Genomic DNA, 20,561 nt, shown 5'->3' on the forward strand with positions numbered 1-20,561 from the left:
CTCAGCGCAGTGATCAGCCGAGAGCGCCAGCGTTATCCGGGCTCCAGAGTCTAGGTCCAGTAGTTCCAGGCGAACATCTGAACCGGTGCGGTGGTCACTGGTGTCACGGTGTAGTTCCAAGACGTGGCGAGCCACCGAAAAATAAAATACGGTAGGGGCGAGATGGACCACACCGCCAGTACTTCCACGCTGGACTCATGGTACGAGACCACCACGCCTCGGGCCGTCGCCAGCTTCTCGCCCCCAACGGCAGTGAGCGCCTTGGCCGGGAAGGTACCGGGTGTTTTCAGCAGGGTTCGTCGCCGCCAGGCGATGATCCCTAATAACACCAGGCTGATTGCTATCACCAGGGCGAAAACCCAGGCCAGCACCAGCCCGATCGTCCCTACGCTATCGGCCAAGGCACCTCACTGAGCTGAATGTTCTTCTGCGTTGTGGAGTTAGGCACTCGGTTGTGACTCGTGCAGGCGCGCCTGCGTGGCAGCCAAGGTGACGCGATTTTCGTGAACAGAGAAGAACCCCCCGGATGCCTCTGCCACCACTGCAGACCCGTCGGCGGTCTCCACAACGACTTCACCATCACCCAGCACCGCCAGCATCGGGGTGTGGCCGGGAAGGATCCCGACCTCACCGTCAATGGTGCGAGCCGAGACAGACCGTGCCTGCCCCGACCACACCTGGTGGTCCTCAGCGACGATTTCGACGTTGAGAATATTCTCGTCAGCCATGGATTAGTTTTCCTTCTGAATCTTGGCCCACTCACGTTCCACATCGTCCAAGCCACCGACGTTATAGAAGGCCTGTTCAGCGATGTGGTCCAGGTCGCCATCGCAGATCGCCTTGAAGCCTTCGATGGTGTCCTTGATGGCCACGGTGGAACCGTCAACACCGGTGAACTGCTTCGCCGTGTAGGTGTTCTGCGACAGGAACTGCTCGATCTTCCGCGCACGCATCACGGTGACGCGATCTTCTTCAGACAACTCGTCGATACCTAGAATCGCGATGATGTCCTGCAGTTCCTTGTTCTTCTGCAGAATCTGCTTCACGCGGTTGGCAACCTCGTAGTGATCCTGACCGACATACTGCGGGTCCAGAATACGTGAGGTCGAGGCCAGCGGGTCCACCGCCGGGTACAGACCACGGGAGGCCAGATCACGAGTCAAGTTGGTGGTCGCATCCAGGTGGGCGAACACGTTAGCGGGAGCCGGGTCGGTGTAGTCGTCTGCGGGAACGTAGACCGCCTGCATCGAGGTAATGGAGTGACCGCGGGTGGAGGTAATCCGCTCCTGCAGCACACCCATTTCATCTGCCAGGTTCGGCTGGTAACCCACCGCAGAGGGCATACGACCCAGCAACGTGGAGACCTCGGAACCAGCCTGGGAGAAACGGAAGATGTTGTCGATGAACAACAGCACGTCCTGCTTCTGCACATCGCGGAAGTACTCTGCCATCGTCAGACCGGTCAAGGCCACGCGCAGACGGGTTCCCGGTGGCTCATCCATCTGGCCGAAGACCAGAGCGGTATCTTTGAGCACGTCGGCCTCGTCCATTTCAACCCAGAGATCGTTACCCTCACGTGTACGCTCACCCACACCGGCGAACACCGAGGTACCACCGAAGTTGCGCGCCACACGGGTAATCATTTCCTGGATCAGCACGGTCTTACCCACACCGGCACCGCCGAACAGGCCAATCTTTCCACCCTTGATATAGGGGGTCAGCAGGTCAATGACCTTAATGCCGGTTTCCAGCATTTCGGTCGAACCCTCAAGGTCTGCAATCGGCGGAGCTTGGCGGTGGATCGGCCAGCGCTCGGTTACCTGAAGTTCGGAGGCCGGCACATCCAGCGACTCGCCGAGCACGTTGAAGATATGTCCTTTGACGACGTCGCCAACCGGAACCGAGATCGCAGCTCCGGTGTCCTTCACCTCGGCGCCACGAACCAGACCGTCCGTGGACTGCATCGAAATAGCGCGCACCAGGTTCTCACCTAGGTGCTGGGCAACTTCGAAGGTCACAGTTTGGGTCTTGCCGTCAATCGTAATCTCGGCGGTGAGGGCGTTGTAGATCTCCGGCATAGCGTCAGCTGGGAATTCAGCATCGATCACCGGACCGGTTACTCGAGCAACGCGCCCCACCGCGCCGGCCTGCTGGCCTGTTGCAGTGTCATTAATGGTGGCAGTCATTTCTCTCACTTCACTGGTGGATGGAGTTTAGGTTTTTCGGGTTCGAACTTAGCCCAGAGCGTCTGCACCGGCGATCAGCTCGGTGAGTTCCTGAGTAATGGAAGCCTGGCGTGCATTGTTCATTTCCAACGTGTACTCGCGGATCAAATCCGTGGCGTTGTCACCAGCCGACTTCATAGCCCGCTGACGCGACGCCAGCTCGGAAGCCGAAGCCTGGAGCATGGCCGAAAAAATGCGAGACTCGATGTACTTGGGCAACAACGCGTCCAACACCTGCTCAGGATCGGGCTCGTACTCGTACAGTGGCAACAGCTCAGTTTCTTCGGTGACCTCTTCTTCCACAACTTCCAGCGGCAACAACCGCACGACCGTCGGGACCTGGGAGACCAGCGACCTGAACTCGGTGAACACGACGTGGATCTCGTCAACACCACCTTGATCGGTATCGGTCAGGAAGGCATCAACGAGAGTTTCGCCCACCTCTTTGGCGGTGGAAAATTCTGGGTTGTCGGTGTTACCGGTCCAGAGCTTTTTGTATTCGCGACGACGGAAATCGAAGTAGGCCTGAGCCTTTCGGCCGATCAGGTAAAGATCGGCTTCTTTGTTCTCGGACTTCAACCGCTCTAGCAGTTCCTCGGCGTGCCGTAGTACGTTGGCCGAATAAGCACCGGCCATACCGCGGTCAGCGGCCATGATCAGTACTGCCGACCGGGTGGGATTTTCCACCTCGGAGGTCAGCACGTGATCGATGTCCTGCTGAGAGCTCACCGCAGATACCGCACGAGTAATGGCATTAGCGTACGGAGTCGAAGCAGCCACGCGCTCACGCGCTTTACCAATACGCGAGGTAGCGATCAGCTCCATCGCGTTGAAGATTTTGCGCATGGAACCTGTCGAGGCGATCTTTTGGCGATACACCCGAATGTCAGATGCTGACATGCTTGTCCTTTCTGGCTAACTAGCAGGAGGGTCTGGATCAGACCAGGTGACTAGCTAGCTGTTCAGCGCTTCTGCTTGACGATCTTTTCCTGCGAGATGCTCTCATCGGCCATGGCCTCGTGTTCCTCGTGACCCGGCTGCACCTGGGAGTCGTTGCCCTGAGCGAGGAAGTTCTTTTTGAAGCTCTCCACCTCGGTCTTCAGCGTATCGACAATCTCGTCGGACAGCTTGCCGGTTTCGGCGATCTGTGCGGGAACTGAGGTCTGGCGACGCATGTGATCGATGAACTCACGCTCAAAGCGCGACACGTCCTCGACCGGCACCTCGTCCAAGTGGCCCTGCGAGCCGGCCCAGATCGAAACAACCTGGTCCTCCACCGGGTAGGGAGTGTACTGCGGCTGCTTGAGCAACTCCATCAGGCGGGCGCCACGGGCCAGCTGGCGACGGGTTGCCGGGTCCAGGTCGGAAGCGAACATCGAAAAAGCTTCCATGTCGCGATACTGAGCCAAGTCCAGTTTCAAGGTGCCCGAGACCTTCTTCAGTGCCTTGGTCTGAGCGGAACCACCCACGCGCGACACCGAGATGCCCACATCAACAGCTGGACGCTGGTTAGCGTTGAACAGATCAGACTGCAAGAAGATCTGGCCGTCGGTAATGGAGATGACGTTGGTCGGAATGAACGCGGAAACGTCGTTCGCTTTAGTTTCCACAATCGGCAGGCCGGTCATGGACCCGCCACCAAGTTCATCGGAGACCTTGGCACAACGTTCCAGCAACCGGGAGTGCAAGTAGAACACGTCACCGGGGTACGCTTCACGTCCCGGAGGACGACGCAACAGCAACGAGACCGCACGGTAAGCATCGGCCTGCTTGGTGAGGTCATCAAAGATAATCAGCACGTGCTTGCCGTTGTACATCCAGTGCTGACCAATAGCGGAACCGGCGTATGGGGCCAGGTACTTAATACCTGCCGGGTCGGATGCCGGGGAGGCCACGATCGTGGTGTATTCCAGTGCGCCGTGCTCTTCAAGGGTCTGGCGAACCGAGGCAATGGTGGAGGCCTTCTGGCCCACGGCTACGTAGATGCAACGGACCTGTTTGGTGGGGTCACCAGACTCCCAGTTGGCCTTCTGGTTCAGGATGGTGTCCACGGCAATCGCGGTCTTACCGGTCTGACGGTCGCCAATGATCAGCTGACGCTGGCCACGGCCAATCGGGATCATCGCGTCAATAGCTTTCATACCGGTCTGAAGGGGCTCTTCCACCGATTTACGCTCGGTCACACCGGGAGCCTGAGCTTCCAGCGGACGAGTGGTCTCCGCGGTGATCTCACCGAGGTTATCGATCGCGTTACCCAGCGGGTCCACCACACGACCGAGGAAGTTGTCGCCGACGGGAACCGAGAGCACCTCGCCGGTCCGACGTACTTCCATACCTTCTTCAATGCCCTGGAATTCACCCAGCACCACCGCACCGATTTCGCGGGGGTCCAGGTTCTGGGCCAGGCCCATCACACCGTTTTCAAAACGTAGTAGCTCGTTGGCCATCGCGGAGGGCAAGCCCTCCACGCGGGCAATTCCGTCAGCAGCTGAAATGACGTAGCCGACTTCAACACGCTCGGTGTCGGAAGGTTCATACGACTCAGCGAACTCGCTGAGGGCATTGCGGACGTCATCAGCGTTGATGGTCAAGTCGGCCATCTGCAGTCCCTGCTCTCTTCATCTCTGGTTGCTCTGCTAGCGGCAACCTCAGGTTGTCAATCTTGTCGAGTGCCGGTCTCAGCCGGCCATTTTTGTCTTGAGATCGTTCAGTCGCGCCGAGATCGAGGAGTCCACGACCTCGTCGCCAACCTGAACACGAATACCACCGACCAGCTGTGGATCAACCTCAACGTTGAGAGTCAGCTCGCGGCCAAAGGCTGCGGACAGACCCCGCGCGAGACGATCCTGCTGAGACTGCTGTAGTGGTTTTGCCACCGTGACATCGGCGATCCATCGACGTTGCCGGGTTGCCACTACGTTAGCGAAGTGACGAACCACCGCAGCTGGCTTGGCACCGCGAGGAGCTTCTACCGCTTGGCGGACCAAGGCTTTGGTCTCTTCCCGGGCGTTGACACCCACCAGTTTCACGGCAAGATCGCCACGTGCACTGGCTGGTGCCTGCTGATCCGACAAAGCCCACTGCACCTCGTGGGATTCTTGAATCAGCTGGTCGAAACCCAACAGCTGTTCGGTGAGCTGTTGCAGTCCGGCAAGGCCCTCGCCTTCGGCGGAGGTAGCCGAGGCTTGTGCCGCTGCGGTCTCGATTGCATCGCCGAGTTCGCGTTCTTTCGACCAGCGCTGTCCGACCAGCAATCGCAGCACACCTAACGCGTTCGCGCCGACGTGATCGCTGAAGATACGCTCCACGAGGCCCTGTCGTTTGGTGGATTCTGCGGTAGGGTCAGCCAGGCTACGCCGCAGCGCTCCCTGCTGATCAATCACCCGAAGCGCGGCAAACAGCTCGCGGGCGGTGTCCAGTCCGTTGCTGGTGAGAAAACTCTCTAGCTCGGGACTGATATTGGCCAATGAATCACTCGATGCTAGAGACATCACTCAGTTGCACCTGCACTCGTGGTCGATCCTTGGGCAGCTTCGTTGTTCTCCAGGTCCTCCAGGAACCTGTCGACAACCCGCTGCGAGCGTGCATCATCGTCCAGGGCCTCGCCGACAATCTTGGAGGCCAGGCTGGTTGCCAGAGTACCGACCTCGGCGCGCAACGACGTCACAGCCTGTTGACGCTCGGCAGCAATCTGTACTGATGCTTGTTCGTTAATCCGTGCTGCCTCTTCGCTGGCACGGGTGCGGGATTCCGAAACAATCTGTGCTGCTTCTTCACGGGCGTCTTCCCGGATCTGATGTGCTTCGGCCCGAGCATCCTGGAGCTGCTGCTGATAGTCAGCCATCATGGCGTTGGCTTCAGCTTGAGCTTTCTCGGCCCGTTCCAGACCGCCTTCAATTTCATCAACTCGCTTAGTGTAGGAGGACTCCAGCGCCGGAGCGATGAACTTGACGACGACGAACATCAGCACCAAGAAGCCGGCTGAGGTGACGATGACTTCCCACCAGTTGGGAATTAGCGGGTTTGCACCTTCAGCCGCCGCGATGATCACATTCATACCGTTCATGTGAAAACCATCCTTTGGTGTACGTTCTTGACATTAGTGACCGGTTGACTCGCGACCGGTCGGGATGGTTTGACGGCTACGCGCCGATCACGAAGGCGAAGACCAGTGCCAGAATCGCAAGGGCTTCAGCCAGAGCGAAGCCCAGCAGCGCGATCGGCTGCAGGATACGCTGAGATTCGGGCTGGCGGGCAACGCCGTTGATGTAAGCGGCGAAGATCAGACCCACACCAATGGCGGAGCCGATAGCGGCCAGACCGTAGCCAATCATGTTCAATGAACCATGCAGTTCCATTGTGTTCCTTTCAAGATGCCTTTGTCGGCAGGTTGTGAGGGTTCCCGGCAGGCTCCGATGATTGACCGGTACCAGGAAGTTTTTGAAAGGTGTTTCTCTCACCTGATCGCCCGGATGGACGATAAACCTATGGGGTTATTTTCCTTTCGGCACGCCGTACACTGTGCATACGGTATACCGCAAGCTAGTGTTCGTTCGCGTCGATGGCACCTTGGACGTAAATCGCGGTCAGCAAGGTAAAGACGAATGCCTGCAAGACCATCATCAGCAATTCTAGGAAGTACAGAGCCACCGAACCGACGATGACCAGCACGCCGGTAGCCTGCAGGGCGAGGTTTCCAGTTTCGGTGATGAGATATTCAGCACCGGAACCGGCCAGCATCACAATCATGTGACCCGACAGCATCACGGCCATCAGACGTAGCGAGTGAGTCAGCGGACGGACAATGAAGTTGGAGATGATCTCCAGCGGGACCAGGGCCGGAAGAATCCAGCCGGGAACTCCGGCCGGGACGACAGCCAGCTTGAAGTATGGGAGGCCGTGGCGACGCACACCGGTCGCAATCCAGGTGACGTAGACGATCAACGCCAAGGCATAGGCAGCACCCGCGTGAGAGAAGCTGGGTAACTGCAGGAAGGGGATCGCTCCAAAGAGGTTATTGAAGAGAACAAAGAAGAAGATCGCAAAAAGGAACGGCACCCAGGACTTAAAGTGCTTCTCGCCAATAATGTCGCGCGCGATACCGTTGCGAACGAAGGAATAACCGGATTCGGCCAGGAACTGTGCCTTGCCCGGAACAATGGTGGGCTTGCGCATGGCCAGACCGAAGAAGGCCCAGATCAGCACAATCGAGAGGAGAATCATCAGCATCTGCTTGCCGAAGCCGGTCCCGTATTCGGCCATCCACGGAATAATTTCCGGGAGGTGCGTATCCTCAATCGTGGGAGGCACAAATTCACTTCCGACAGTGGAAGTAGCAAGCACGAGTGGAAGCACGCGAATCCTCTCCTCATAGATCACCACAAGCCAAGGTGTGATGAAGACGGTGTGGTGACGCTGACACAGTCATCGCAACGGCTACCCCGTTGCAGTCCGTAGAACAGCCTATCAAATGAGAGTGGGGTTACGGACACCTGGTCGGGGAATCAACCCAGATTTTTCCCGACTTAGCAACCCCCGCTCAACGGTTCGGCCTTGGTCATCACTTCCGGGACCACGGTCGAGTGTTCTACTTCTCCCCCATGGTCTCGCCCAAAAGGACTGGAGGCACCTCGGCGCCGGGCGGTGCTGACGTGGCATCACTCATGCGATGGCCCTCACCCACTGCATGTGGTTCATCTCATACCTGATGGTGCGCGGCAGGCAGGCCACCGAGCGCCATGATGTCAGCAGAAACCGGTGGGCCAGACCCAGTGAGCCGAGCTCGTCAAAGCTGGCGCGTCAGTCGTGGTAGATCTGCTCTCGGGTGCGCGTAAAGACCAGCACTTCGGTAATTTGCCAGACCAGGATGGCGCCCAGGGCCGTCAAGGCCGCGGGCGTGGCCACCAACCAATCGGGAGTCGGCACCACGCTGAGCAGGATCGCGCAGACAATGATCTTGACGACGAAGGCACCCATGGCCAGAGGAATGGCCAGATCGCGATGATTTTGCCACACCACCGCAATCACCACGACGCTCACGGCAGACAGCACCCAGACAATCAGCCCGGCCAGGATGGCCGACCACCACCCGTAGATGCCATCCAGACCGCCAAACAGCACCCCGGCTCCGAGGACAGCGAGCAACGTGACCCAGCTGGCATGAAAGAAGATTCCCCACCAACCGTGGCGATTGACCAAGCGGTTACGTCGACGGACGGTGGTCTGTTGCATCGTGGTGTTGCTCCCGTTGGTGTTGGGCTCGGTGGGCTTGTCGTATTTGATTCAACCGACGATAGTAGGCGCGGCGCAAGATCCAGGGCCGAAATGTCAACCACATCGTGACCGCCAGGGCCAGGCTAGTAATCAGCATAACGATCCAGGGCTCGAAAAAGGTCAGAGACACCGTGCCGTAGGCGACCACGAAGGTCCACAAATACAGCAACAGCACGGCTTGGCGATGGGTGTAACCACCATCGACCAGCTTGTGGTGGATATGGCCGCGGTCTGCGGAGAAAGGACTACTGCGTCGGGCGGTGCGACGTACCACGGCCATGAGCAGATCGAGCAACGGTAGCACCAGTACGGCCAGTGGCAACATGATAGGCATGTAGGCAGGTACGTTGCGGAACCGAAAGCCTTCCAGCGCTCCCACATCGGCGGTGACGGCCACCGCGGCGGCAGCCATCAGCAATCCGATGAGTTGGGCGCCGACCTCTCCCATGAAGATGCGGGCGGGATTGAAATTAAAGGGAAGGAACCCAACACAGGCACCTAACAAGACGGCCATCAACAAGGTGGCGAGGTTGGAATAGTCATAGGCGTTGATCGTGCGAGTCAGTACGTAGCTATAGATGAAAAAAACGGAGCCACCAATCAGCGCGACCCCGGCCGCCAAGCCGTCGAGACCATCGACGAAGTTGAAGGCGTTAACGGTCAGGACCACCGCGAAGACAGTGAGGGCGATTTGCAGGCCTTCGCTCTCGACGTGAATCCAGCCCACCGGCATGGCCTCAACTTTGATGCTGTTCAGTCCCAGGGACAGCCCGGCCAGGATTTGACCGAGCAGTTTCAGCGACCAGTGCAGGTCCCACAGGTCGTCAGCGACACCAAACATCACAATCACAAGAATCGCCAGTAACACACCGCGCACGGGGGCCGGATCGGCGAAGATGGCATCGAGGAAAGGGATAGTTCCAGCTACACCTAGCGTAATGATCACCGCCACAGCCATGGCGACACCGCCGAGTTTCGGAATGGGATCGCGGTGCATATCACGTTTCCGCGCGGGAGTGTACGCCCGGACTTTAATGCCGATCAGCCGGACGAGTGGGGTCAACACGAAGCTGAGCGCCGCCGTGACGAGAAGTAGCAGTAAATAGACCTTCATGGATTCTCAGCGCATTAGCCTTGCGTTGTATCGTCAGGGGCATCAGGTGCGCTCTCACCCACATCGAGGAGGTCCTCCACCACCTCACGCAACGTGTCAATGCTAATGGCGCCAGCCCGGATCAGGCGCAGGGGGCTCATGGTGCAGTCCACAATGGTCGAGGGCGCTTGGGTTTGGCGATCTCCCCCATCGAGGTAGACCGCAACGGATTCCCCGAGCGCTTCTTGGGCCATAATCGCTGAGGTGGCGGCGGGCTGGCCATGGCGATTAGCTGATGACACGGCCATCGGGCCGGTTTGTTCTAAAATATCGCGAGCTAGCTCGTCGTCCGGAACGCGCAGTCCCACGGTACCGTGGGTTTCGCCCAGATCCCAGGTTAGCGAGGGTTGAGCGTTCAGTATCAGGGTGAGTGCTCCGGGCCAGAAAGCATCGGCCAGCGCACGAGCCTGGTTCGGAATGTCATCAGCCAATGCATCCAATACGCGGGGATGTGCCATGAGCACCGGGGGCGGGGTGGCCCGCGATCGTCCCTTGGCAGCGAGCAGGACCGCGACCGCTTGAGCCGAGAATGCGTCAGCTCCAATGCCGTAGACGGTATCGGTCGGTAGCACGATGCATTGGCGGTCTCTGATGGCCTCCACCGCATCGGCAATGCCTGCTGAGCGTTGTGCCGGATCTTGGGCGTCGTATCGAGTACTCACGTTGCTATTCTCGCATTATTTCTGTCGCCCCCGGTCGCTGCACGGGTGAGTCTTGGAATCGACCCGGTGGGCTTTGAGGAATCGGGGGCGGTCGTTGTAGTCGGACAGGGTTGTTACCGTCTGCCACATCCCTTGCTCGGAGGCCAACTGCCGGAGGCGGTCTGCGTGTGATGCGTCGTGTTCCATCACCAACCAACCGCCGGGGGCCAGAAACTGAGCTGCTGTTGTGGCCACGGCCAGCGGAATGGCAGTGCCATCGGCGTTGCCCCCGTAGAGGGCGATCGGTGGATCGGCTGCGGCTTCGGGCTGGACGACCGCGTGGGCTTCGGGCACATATGGCGGGTTAGCTACCACCAGATCGACGTGGCCGATCCATTCGCGAAGCCCGGGGTGCGCGATGAGCAGGGCGTTGACATCCGTGGCATCAGCGCACACGGTGGTGATGTTCGTGGCGTGGGTGTTGGTCTGCAAATACCGAACAGCCACCGGGTCCTTTTCCACGGCGATCACCTGCAGCTTGTGCGTCGAATGCTCCCTGTGCTGCGGAGTCTGTTGGTTCCAGTGATGTTCCAGGGCCACCGCGATCGCGCCCGATCCGCTACACAAATCCAGCACGGTTAAATCCCCGTCGCGTGTGGTCAGCAGTTGCTGGGCCAGCTCCACCAGCGCCTCGGTTTCCGGACGCGGGATAAATACACCCGGCCCCACCCGCAGGCTGACTCCGTAAAAGCTCTGAGCCCCGGTGAGGTGTTGCAGGGGCACACGCTGGATCCTGCGATCGACCAAGCTCGTGAGTCGTTGGTACTGCTCGCCGGTGATCCGATCTCCCAGCAAGCTGGCCTTGGCTACGTCTGAGAGTTCAAGCCCTAAGACGTGCGCGAGCAACAAGCGTGCTTCGGCTACCGCTTGGTCGATACCAGCTTGAGCTAAGCACGCCTGTGTGTGGTGCAGGGTCTCACGCAACGTAAAGCCGTCATGCTGCTGGTCCGACATGTACCAGGATCCTAGCCTTCGTGCTCGCCCAGCGCTTCAAGTCGCTCGGCCTCATCCATATCGATGCAGGACTGCACGACGGGCCCCAGATCACCTTCGAGGACCTTGTCGAGGTTATTGGCTTTATAACCGGTCCGGTGATCGGCGATGCGGTTCTCGGGGAAGTTGTAGGTCCGAATCCGCTCCGAGCGGTCCATAGTTCGCACCTGGGAAGCCCGGGTCTCGGCTTCTGCCGCAGCCAGTTCTTCTTGCTGGTAGGCCAGCAGCCGGGAGCGCAACACGCGCATGGCAGCTTCACGGTTTTGGATTTGAGACTTCTCGTTTTGCATCGAGACCACGATGCCGGTGGGCAGGTGGGTGATACGTACGGCCGAATCTGTGGTATTCACAGACTGACCACCCGGACCGGAGGAACGATACACATCGATCTTCAGATCGTTCTGGTTGATCTCAATCTCTTCGGGCTCATCAACCTCGGGGAACACCAGCACACCGGCAGCGGAGGTGTGAATCCGGCCCTGGGATTCGGTGACCGGCACACGTTGCACACGGTGGACTCCGCCTTCAAACTTCAGGTGTGCAAAGACGCCTTCGGCTGGATCGTTGGAGTTACCGCGTACCCCCAGGTGAACGTCTTTATACCCGCCGAGATCCGATTCGGTCGCGGAGATGATCTCGGTTTTCCACCCCTTATGTTCGGCGTACTTGATGTACATACGGGTCAGGTCAGCCGCAAACAGTGCGGCTTCTTCACCGCCTTCACCGCCTTTAATCTCCAAAATCACGTCACGGGCGTCATCGGGGTCACGCGGGATCAGCAGTCGGCGCAGACGTTCGGCCGCGGTATCGACCTGCTCTTGTAAGATCGGGACCTCAGCGGCAAAGTCTTCGTCCTCCGCTGCCAGTTCTTGAGCATCGCAGAGATCGTCTTGCAACGTCGACCAGGTGCGATAAGCGCCCACAATTCCGTTAAGTTCGGCATATCGCCGGCCCAGCTTCCGGGATTTCCCAGGGTCGGAGTGCACATCCGGGTCTGCCAGGGCCTCGGTGACCTCTTGGTGTTCTTCCAGCAGGTGCTGCACGGATTCAAACATGATGAACTTTCTGTTGAACAGATGACTGTGGACGGGCAGGGACACACTCAAGCCACCGCCGACAGCACACAACCGAAAAGGTCAGTCGGTTCACTGCGCTGTGCGGGCGGTGGCTTGAAAAAATCGCTAAGAGTCGGACTTGCCGCCCAGAGTAGTCTTAGAGACCAACATGAGGAACTCTGCGTTGGACCCTGTTTCTTTGATCTTATTGGTGAGCAACTCGAGCGCCTGCTGGGTTTCCAAACCAGACAGCACGCGGCGTAGCTTCCACATAATCTTGATCTCTTCCGGCGAGAGGAGGTTCTCTTCGCGGCGAGTACCCGAAGCACTGACATCCACAGCCGGGAAGATCCGGCGCTCAGACAGCTCGCGCGAGAGACGCAGTTCCATATTGCCGGTGCCCTTGAATTCTTCGAAGATCACTTCGTCCATCCGCGAGCCGGTTTCTACCAGGGCAGTGGCCAAAATGGTCAGCGAACCACCGTTTTCAATATTGCGGGCAGCCCCGAAGAACTTCTTCGGCGGGTAAAGCGCAGCTGAGTCCACACCACCGGACAGGATGCGTCCGGATGCCGGGGTGGCCAGGTTGTAGGCGCGACCCAGACGAGTCATCGAGTCCAACAGCACCACCACGTCTTTGCCCAGCTCCACCATGCGCTTGGCCCGTTCGATCGCTAATTCAGCGACGGTGGTGTGGTCGTCGGCAGGACGATCGAAGGTCGAGGCGATGACTTCGCCATCAATCGAGCGTTCCATGTCGGTAACTTCTTCGGGACGTTCATCCACCAGCACCATCATCAGCTTCACATCGGGATTGTTTTCCTTAATGGCGTTGGCAATCGATTGCAGCATCACAGTCTTGCCGGCCTTGGGCGGAGACACAATCAAACCGCGCTGGCCCTTACCGATCGGAGCTACCAGGTCTACGATACGCGGGCCGATCTTCTTCGGATCGGTCTCCAGCCGCAACCGCTCGTTCGGGTACAGCGGAACGAGCTTGTTGAACTCAACGCGCTCCGGGTTCTCCACGGCGGGCTGACCATTCACGTAGTCGATCCTGACCAGTGCATTGAACTTCTGACGGTTCTTGTGCTTACCCCGTCCGCCACGACCACCGCCGTGGTGCTGCTGGTCGTTATCCTGGCCGGGCTGGCGAATCGCACCGCGTACAGCGTCACCTTTGCGCAAGCCGTATTTCTTCACAAACGACAGCGAGACATAGATGTCCTTCGGGCCCGGCAAATATCCCGAGGTCCTGACGAAGGCGTAGTTGTCGAGAACGTCCAAGATACCGGCAATGGGAAGCAAGACCTCATCGTCACGCACGTCTTGCTGCTCATCGCGGTTTTGCTGGCGACGATCATTGTTGTTCTTGCGCTTATTGCGGTTATTGCGGTCCCGGTTCCGAGAACGACGTTGGCGATTGTTCTGAGAATCATCACCGTTGTTGTCATCCTGGTCCGAGCTCTGGTCCCGGTCCTCACGCTGGTGACGCTGGCCCTTCTTCCGGTCCCGGTCTTCGCCGTCGTCCTCGGAGGAATCGCGGTCGTCGCCGTCTTTGCGGTCCTGACGCTTCTCGTCGTCATCGCGATTGTTCCCGCGACGGTGTGTGCGCTCGCGCCGGCCTGACTGGTCAGACTCGTCGGACTGCTCCGACGCATCGGACTGATCTGTCGAGGGCTCCTCGGAAGAGGTGTCACCGTGGGTAGGGTCACCCGCTGTTGCGTTAGCGCGCCGGGACCGTGAGCGTCTCGGCCGGCGTTGTGAGTCTTTGTTCTCCGCGTGCTCCGAGTCCTCATGCTGTGCGGGCCCCTCGGCGCCCTCGGACGAGCCCTTCTCCGGTGATTCCTGCGTCTGGTCGCCGGACTGTTCGGTCTGGTCGTCCTTGGAACGTGGCTGAGTGCTCGGAGCAGCCACTCCCCCACGTTGGTGCTCAGAGATCGCTTCGACCAGAGCGGCCTTGCGCATCCGGGAGCCGCCCGTGATGCCTAATTGGGAAGCGAGAGCCTGGAGTTGGGCCAATTTCAGAGAAGCTAAACCGTTAGCGTTCCCAGCAGTGTTGGAGTCTTGCTGGGATTGGGTATCGATGGTTTCGGTCACGAAGGTAATCCTTCTCCCTCGTCAGGCGGGAACTGTGTGTTCGTCCGCATCTTTTTTGCGTTGGTCTATGAGCCTTTAGCGCCTCAATATGCTCGGTGCCCAGACATCTTCAATTCTGGATTACACCGACAGCCAGGACTCTTGTCTAGCGACCGCGTCGTAGCCATTCTGTGCACGTGCTCCGCACGCAGGACAGTCGCCACGGCGAATGCCATCGCAGTGGTATTGCACAGTGACCATGACATGACTCGTTCGGCCGTTTTCATGCACTGAACAAAGAGCCCTCGGTTGAGGAGAAATCCGCGAACCGTATTGTGTCATGGGCTACGCAATCCGTCGACACAGACTGTCGTGTCACGGCAACCCATCACGGGCGGACTATCTCCAGTTTAGCACCTTCGAGATTTACTGCCAGAATGTGGAGATCCCAGTGTCGACGCTGGGGCGCTACCGTCTCTTCCAGCGCCGCGTAAGCTCGTCGGGCTTCCTCCGGGCAGGCAGTCAACACCATCACGGTCGGACCGGCACCAGATACGACCGCAGCGAAGCCGTGGGCGCGCATCACACGGACCACGTTAAGGGTATGTGGCATTGCCGCGAATCGATATTCCTGGTGCAGGTAATCGCGTGTGGCGACATAGAGCAGACTGGGGTCGGTCGTGATCGCTGGAGCTAACAGCGCGGCGCTGGCAGCATTTGCAGCCGCTTCAGCGTGAGGCACGGCCTCAGGAAGAAGTTCGCGAGCCGTGGCAGTGGCCACCGGTTTGTCCGGAATGGCCACCACGGGAGTCAATTCTGGGGCCGGTTCGAACCGAGCAGTATGGAACTGGGCATGGGTTGACCAGGACAGGGTCAGCCCACCAAACAGGGCCGGAGCCACGTTGTCAGGGTGGCCTTCTAGCTCCGCGGCCCACTGCAACAGCTCGTCGTGGGTACGCTGGGCGTGTCGGGGCAGAAGCCCCTGCGCCCCGAGAACAGCCGCCACGTGAGCGGCTGCTGACGAGCCGAGCCCACGAGAATGCGGGATGCGATTGATCGCCCGGACCTTCAACCCGGGTACTGTCCAGCCGATCGAGGCCAGCAACTCACGGATGGTAGAGATTATCAAGTGCCGGGAATCGGTGGGCAAGTAGTCCTGGCCATAGCCGGTGATCTCCACGCAGTACCCGGCCTCAGTCGAGATGATCTCAACTTCGTCGAACAGTTGTACCGCCAGACCGGCGGCATCGAAACCGGGGCCGAGATTCGCCGAGGTGGCAGGGACCGAAACCCTAACGGTGATACCGGCCGGTACCCGGTCCGGGGGGCGTTGCGTAGCAGGAGTTGCGCTACCCATGGGACTAGTCACCTTCCACCCGCATCGTGGCCAAGACAGCGTCAACAACGTCGAGTTCTTCAACGGCACTGACCGTCTGCGACAGATCGGATTCCCGGGCCTGGTGAGTGATGAACCGCAGTAAGGCACGCTGTTTGCCCACGGCGGCAGCCTCCTCATCTGGGGACTGGTTCATGGATTTAATGGACAACCCACGCTCGGCAAAGACGCCAGCGACTTGAGACAGCACACCGGGAACATCCGCGGTCCGCAGTACCACCATGTAGCGGGTGATGGAATCGCCCACGCCGAGTGCTTTCAGACGCCCCGTGGTGGTGTGTGGTCGGCCGGGTCCACCGCGCAGAATGCGACGGGCAATAGAGACCGTATCGCCCATCACGGCCGAGGCAGTGGGGGCTCCCCCGGCACCGGGTCCGTAGAACATCAGCTCGCCAGCGTTCTCTGCTTCCACGAATACTGCGTTGTAGGCCCCGCGCACCGTGGCCAGCGGGTGCACACGTGGCAGCAAGGTGGGGTGAACCCGCAAGACCACACCGGGTTCTTGGTCATCGGCGGTCTGCACCAGTTCGATAATCGCCAACATCTTGATCACATAACCGGCTTCCGCGGCCATCTGGTGATCGCGGTCAGTAATGTTGGTCATTCCCTGGCAGTAGACCTGTTCCAGGGTGAACGGGGTACTAAAAGCCAGGTGAGCCAGGACCGCGGCTTTAGCTGCGGCGTCGGCGCCACCCACGTCTGCGGTGGGGTCTGCTTCGGCATAACCGAGCCGTTGCGCCTCGGCCAAGGCGTCGTAGAAGTTCGCACCGGTACTATCCATCTGGTCCATGATGTAGTTCGTGGTGCCGTTGACGATTCCCATGATGCGGGTGATACGGTCGCCAGATAACGAGTCACGCACCGGACGCAAAATGGGGATGGCCCCAGCCACTGAGGCTTCAAAAGACAGCTGTACTCCGGCATCGGCGGCTGCTTGATAGAGCTCGTGCCCGTGGGTAGCCAATAATGCTTTGTTACCGGTGACTACCGAGGCACCGGAGTCGAATGCCGTGAGGATAAGGTCGCGAGCCGGGGCGATGCCACCCATGAGTTCAATGACGATGTCGGCATCACGTACCAGGGACTTGGCATCGGTGGTGTAGCACTCGGCTGGTAGCTGGTAGTCGCGTTCGGCTTCGGGGTTGCGCACCGCCACGCCGGTCAACCGTAGCGACACACCTACCCGTTCGGTCATCAGCTCAGAGTCTTCTACCAAAATGCGGGCTACCTGTGACCCGACGGTGCCGCCACCTAACAAAGCGACTTTGAGTTCTTGTACAGCGGGCTTGCCGGTCATATTCCTCCGAGCTCGTTCGTAGTTGTCGACAATTTGTGTTGTCTTGGGCTGGGACCCAAGACAACGTCATGGGGCTTAGACTTCGCGGGCGAAGAGGTCCTGGTCAGTTTCTCGACGAATAATCAGACGGGCCGATCCTCCGGAGATGGCCACCACCGCAGGGCGCAGTAATGCGTTGTAGTTGGAACTCATCACGTGACAGTACGCGCCGGTAGCCGGCACGAGTACCAGGTCCTGATCGTCGAGGTCCTCAGGCTGGTAGGTGTCTCGCACTACAATATCGCCCGATTCGCAGTGTTTGCCAACTATTCGGGTCAGTACCGGATCGGCCTGGGAGACCCGGGAGGCCAGGGTGGCCGAGTAGTCGGCGTCATACAGCACCGGACGCGGGTTATCGGACATGCCGCCGTCAACAGCGACGTAACGACGTGGCACGGGCTGGTCGGCCCCGGTGGGGTCATCAACCCACACGGTTTTGGTGGTACCCACCCGGTAGAGGGTGGAGCCGGCCGGGCCGGAGATCGCACGACCGGGTTCGATCGAGATCCGAGGACAGTCAATGGTGAGTGACTGGAGCGTAGCGCGGATCCCTTCAGCCAGTGAGTCGGCGATATCTTCAGGGGCTCGGGGACGATCAGCTTCGGTGTAGGCAATGCCGTAGCCACCTCCGAGGTCCAGCTCGGCGGTGGTGATCCCGTGCTGGGTTTGCAGGGCTGCAATAAAGTTCAGCATCCTGTCGGCAGCGGCGGTAAAACCATCGGCTTCAAAAATTTGTGATCCGATGTGTGAGTGCAACCCCAAGTACCTCAAGTGGGGATGTTCCGCCACGGCCAGCACCGCTTGTTCGGCCACGGAGCGTTTTTCTCCCGGAGCCGGAATCATACTCAGACCAAATTTTTGGTCCTCGTGAGCGGTGGCGATATAGCTGTGGGTTGAGGCATGAACCCCGGTGGTCAAACGCAACATGACCGGTGCGCTCACACCGGCTGATTCGGCGAGCGCGGCCAAGCGGCGTATCTCGGATAAGGAATCCACCACGATCCGCCCCACCCCGGTTTGCAAGGCCCGGGTGAGTTCCTGATCGGATTTGTTATTGCCGTGCAGGCCGATCTTGGCCGGATCAAACCCGGCCCGTAGCGCGATCGCAAGCTCACCGCCAGAGGCCACATCCATGTTTAAACCTTCCTCGGCCACCCAGCGGGCGACCTGGACGGTGAGCAAAGACTTGGAGGCGTAGTAGACAGCTACCCCGCCACACAAGGAGTCGAAGGCGTGATTAAATCCTTCAACGAAACCTCGGGCCCTAGCGCGAAAATCATCCTCATCAACCACCAACAACGGAGTACCGTACGTGGCGGCCAGCTCGGAGACCGGCACGGTGCCGATGGTGACCTCCCCGGAAACCTGACGGGTGGTACCGTTCGAATACATCACGGGATTGAGATACGACGTGTCGCTGGGGTAACTCAACCAAGACGGTGCCAACGGTGATTCAGTCATCGGGGTTCTCTTTCGCGCGGTGATCGGTGGTTACATTTTCTCTGGAGCCGACACGCCCAGCAGGTCCAGGCCGTTGGCCAAGACCTGACTGGTGGCATCATTGAGCCACAACCGGGCAATATTGACCAGTTGTGCTGCCGGGACGGACCCGTCTTCATCTGGGGCCGGCACGATCCGGCACGCCCCATACCAGGAGTGATAGGCACCGGCAAGATTCTCCAGGTACCGTGCCACCCGGTGAGGCTGGCGTAACGCCGCGGCGTGTCCAACGACCGCGGGGAACTCACCGAGCTGAGCCAACAGTGCGGTTTCGGTCGGGTCGGTCAGGGTACCGGCATCAAAGGGTAGCGCATCACGAGTGATGCCGTGAGCTTCAGCGGTCCGGGCCGCCGAACGAGACCGGGCGTGTGCGTATTGGACGTAGAAGACCGGGTTGTCGTTGGTGCGCGAACGCAACAGGTCTGGATCAATAGTGATCGGCGAATCGGCTGGATACCGTGCCAGGTCGTAGCGCAATGCATCACGTCCCAGCCACTCCACCAGGTCCTTGAGTTCGATGATGTTGCCGGCGCGTTTGGACAGCTTCGCCCCGTTGACCGAGATCAGCTGGCCAATCAAGATTTCAATATGGTGCCGTGGGTTGTCTCCAGCGCAAGCGGCAATGGCCTTCAGTCGCGAGACATAACCGTGGTGGTCGGCCCCGAGCAAATAGATTTTCTGTTCGAATCCGCGCTCTTTCTTCGACAGATAATAGGCGGCATCGGCTGCAAAGTAGGTGGGCTCTCCATTGGCGCGAATCAGCACGCGGTCTTTATCGTCGCCGAAGTCGGTGGTGCGTAACCAGACCGCGCCCTGGTGGTCATCAACTTCGTTCTGATCCCGCAGGTGCTGGACTGCCGAGTCGATGGCGCCAGCATCGTGCAGGGACTGTTCGGAGAACCAGACGTCGAAGTGGACCCCGAAGGACTCTAGGGTGTCTTGAATGTCCTGTAACTGCAACCGATAGGCCCGGCGACGTAGCTCCGGTAACACCTCGTCGTGGTCTTGTTCTGCCAACTCGGGTGCCTCGGCCACAATGTGGCGGGCAATGTCGGTGACATATGCACCGGGGTAACCACCGTCAGGCACCGGCTGGTCGTGGATCCGGGCATAGACCGAGTCCGCGAACGTATTCATCTGGTTACCGGCGTCGTTGATGTAATACTCGTTGGTCACCTCAGCGCCGCTGGCCCGCAACAGTCGCGAGATGGCATCCCCTAACGCCGCCCAGCGGGTGTGACCGATATGCAACGGACCGGTGGGGTTAGCCGAGACAAACTCGAGGTTAATGACCTGGCCTGCCAAGGAGTCGTTACGACCAAACTCAGCACCGGCTTGGACAATACTGTGCGCCAGCTGTCCGGCCGCGGCTGCCTCCACCACAATGTTCAGAAACCCAGGACCGGCGACCTCTACAGCGGAAATTCCCGACTCCTCCTGCAAGCGTGTGCGCAGGATTTCGGCCAGCTCCCGGGGAGCCATCCCGGCCTTTTTTCCTAATTGCATCGCCAGGTTCGATGCCCAGTCTCCGTGTTCACGGTGACGGGGGCGCTCAACTTTCACCGGCTGCGGAATCAGCTGCGGATCAAGATCGATCTCACCGGCCGCAATGGCTTGGTGCAATACGGACGAAAGGGTTGCTGAGAGTTCTTCTGGGGTCACCCCTCATAGTGTAGTGGTTTCGAGATCTGAGTCAGAATAGGGTACAGTATTCACGTCCGATGATCACTGGCGATGGCCCCTATCATCTGGCCCCGCCTCCGTAGCTCAGGGGATAGAGCGTCTGCCTCCGGAGCAGAAGGTCGTAGGTTCGAATCCTATCGGGGGTACCACCGCCTACATCCCGATAT

At 59.4% G+C, this 20,561-nt stretch carries 19 protein-coding genes and 1 tRNA gene; 1 reads left to right on the forward strand and 19 read right to left on the reverse strand.

Translation table 11 applies throughout. The annotated features are described in order from the left end of the window. Positions 1-50 precede the first annotated feature (50 nt). From DYI20_RS00900 to argS, 19 genes are all read right to left on the reverse strand, one after another. Entirely contained in the window at positions 51-401 is a 351-nt protein-coding gene (locus DYI20_RS00900; RefSeq protein WP_110100291.1) for a hypothetical protein, read from the reverse strand. Between the two features lie 39 nt (positions 402-440). Further along, a complete protein-coding gene (locus tag DYI20_RS00905; RefSeq protein ID WP_110098671.1) occupies positions 441-728 on the reverse strand; it encodes a F0F1 ATP synthase subunit epsilon in 288 nt (95 codons plus the stop codon). A 3-nt stretch (positions 729-731) separates the two neighbouring features. After that, positions 732-2,186 carry a F0F1 ATP synthase subunit beta gene (atpD, locus tag DYI20_RS00910; RefSeq protein WP_110100290.1) on the reverse strand — a complete coding sequence of 485 codons (1,455 nt, stop codon included), beginning with the start codon at positions 2,184-2,186 and terminating at the stop codon, positions 732-734. A gap of 48 nt (positions 2,187-2,234) precedes the next feature. Then, a complete protein-coding gene (locus DYI20_RS00915; RefSeq protein ID WP_110098669.1) occupies positions 2,235-3,125 on the reverse strand; it encodes a F0F1 ATP synthase subunit gamma in 891 nt (296 codons plus the stop codon). A gap of 62 nt (positions 3,126-3,187) precedes the next feature. After that, positions 3,188-4,825, reverse strand: coding sequence for a F0F1 ATP synthase subunit alpha (atpA, locus tag DYI20_RS00920; protein WP_110100289.1), 1,638 nt, complete (start codon positions 4,823-4,825; stop codon positions 3,188-3,190). 78 nt (positions 4,826-4,903) lie between these two features. Further along, positions 4,904-5,716 carry a F0F1 ATP synthase subunit delta gene (locus DYI20_RS00925; RefSeq protein ID WP_110098667.1) on the reverse strand — a complete coding sequence of 271 codons (813 nt, stop codon included), beginning with the start codon at positions 5,714-5,716 and terminating at the stop codon, positions 4,904-4,906. Continuing rightward, positions 5,716-6,291 (reverse strand): F0F1 ATP synthase subunit B, encoded by a 576-nt coding sequence (locus DYI20_RS00930; protein WP_110098666.1) that lies wholly within the window; start codon positions 6,289-6,291, stop codon positions 5,716-5,718. Before DYI20_RS00930 ends, DYI20_RS00925 begins: the two co-directional genes overlap by 1 nt. Before the next feature lie 76 nt (positions 6,292-6,367). Then, positions 6,368-6,583, reverse strand: coding sequence for an ATP synthase subunit C-like protein (locus DYI20_RS00935; RefSeq protein ID WP_110098665.1), 216 nt, complete (start codon positions 6,581-6,583; stop codon positions 6,368-6,370). A gap of 184 nt (positions 6,584-6,767) precedes the next feature. Next, a complete protein-coding gene (gene atpB / locus DYI20_RS00940; protein ID WP_110098664.1) occupies positions 6,768-7,580 on the reverse strand; it encodes a F0F1 ATP synthase subunit A in 813 nt (270 codons plus the stop codon). Positions 7,581-8,024: 444 nt separating this feature from the next. Next, positions 8,025-8,456 carry a hypothetical protein gene (locus tag DYI20_RS00945; protein WP_110098663.1) on the reverse strand — a complete coding sequence of 144 codons (432 nt, stop codon included), beginning with the start codon at positions 8,454-8,456 and terminating at the stop codon, positions 8,025-8,027. Beyond that, positions 8,428-9,612, reverse strand: coding sequence for an MraY family glycosyltransferase (locus DYI20_RS00950; protein WP_110098662.1), 1,185 nt, complete (start codon positions 9,610-9,612; stop codon positions 8,428-8,430). Before DYI20_RS00950 ends, DYI20_RS00945 begins: the two co-directional genes overlap by 29 nt. A 14-nt stretch (positions 9,613-9,626) precedes the next feature. Next, a complete protein-coding gene (locus DYI20_RS00955) occupies positions 9,627-10,313 on the reverse strand; it encodes an L-threonylcarbamoyladenylate synthase (protein ID WP_110098661.1) in 687 nt (228 codons plus the stop codon). A 15-nt stretch (positions 10,314-10,328) separates the two neighbouring features. Continuing rightward, positions 10,329-11,306: a peptide chain release factor N(5)-glutamine methyltransferase gene (gene prmC, locus DYI20_RS00960; protein ID WP_110098660.1), complete on the reverse strand. Its 978-nt coding sequence runs from the start codon at positions 11,304-11,306 to the stop codon at positions 10,329-10,331. Positions 11,307-11,317: 11 nt separating this feature from the next. Next, complete coding sequence (prfA, locus tag DYI20_RS00965; protein ID WP_110098659.1) at positions 11,318-12,400, reverse strand: peptide chain release factor 1; 1,083 nt, start codon at positions 12,398-12,400, stop codon at positions 11,318-11,320. A 126-nt stretch (positions 12,401-12,526) separates the two neighbouring features. Continuing rightward, complete coding sequence (gene rho / locus DYI20_RS00970; RefSeq protein WP_110100288.1) at positions 12,527-14,500, reverse strand: transcription termination factor Rho; 1,974 nt, start codon at positions 14,498-14,500, stop codon at positions 12,527-12,529. 367 nt (positions 14,501-14,867) lie between these two features. Then, positions 14,868-15,836, reverse strand: a complete 969-nt coding sequence (gene thrB, locus DYI20_RS00975) for a homoserine kinase (RefSeq protein ID WP_110098657.1) — start codon at positions 15,834-15,836, stop codon at positions 14,868-14,870. Between the two features lie 4 nt (positions 15,837-15,840). Continuing rightward, complete coding sequence (locus tag DYI20_RS00980) at positions 15,841-17,172, reverse strand: homoserine dehydrogenase (protein ID WP_110098656.1); 1,332 nt, start codon at positions 17,170-17,172, stop codon at positions 15,841-15,843. 75 nt (positions 17,173-17,247) lie between these two features. After that, positions 17,248-18,672, reverse strand: coding sequence for a diaminopimelate decarboxylase (lysA, locus tag DYI20_RS00985; protein WP_110100287.1), 1,425 nt, complete (start codon positions 18,670-18,672; stop codon positions 17,248-17,250). Between the two features lie 30 nt (positions 18,673-18,702). Continuing rightward, positions 18,703-20,373 carry an arginine--tRNA ligase gene (gene argS, locus DYI20_RS00990; RefSeq protein WP_110100286.1) on the reverse strand — a complete coding sequence of 557 codons (1,671 nt, stop codon included), beginning with the start codon at positions 20,371-20,373 and terminating at the stop codon, positions 18,703-18,705. A gap of 94 nt (positions 20,374-20,467) precedes the next feature. On the opposite strand from argS, the gene DYI20_RS00995 reads away from it, so the two are divergent. Then, positions 20,468-20,543 (forward strand) — tRNA-Arg (locus DYI20_RS00995). Positions 20,544-20,561 lie beyond the last annotated feature (18 nt).

The sequence above is a fragment of the Auritidibacter ignavus genome, assembly GCF_003703835.1.
Lineage (GTDB): Bacteria > Actinomycetota > Actinomycetes > Actinomycetales > Micrococcaceae > Auritidibacter > Auritidibacter ignavus.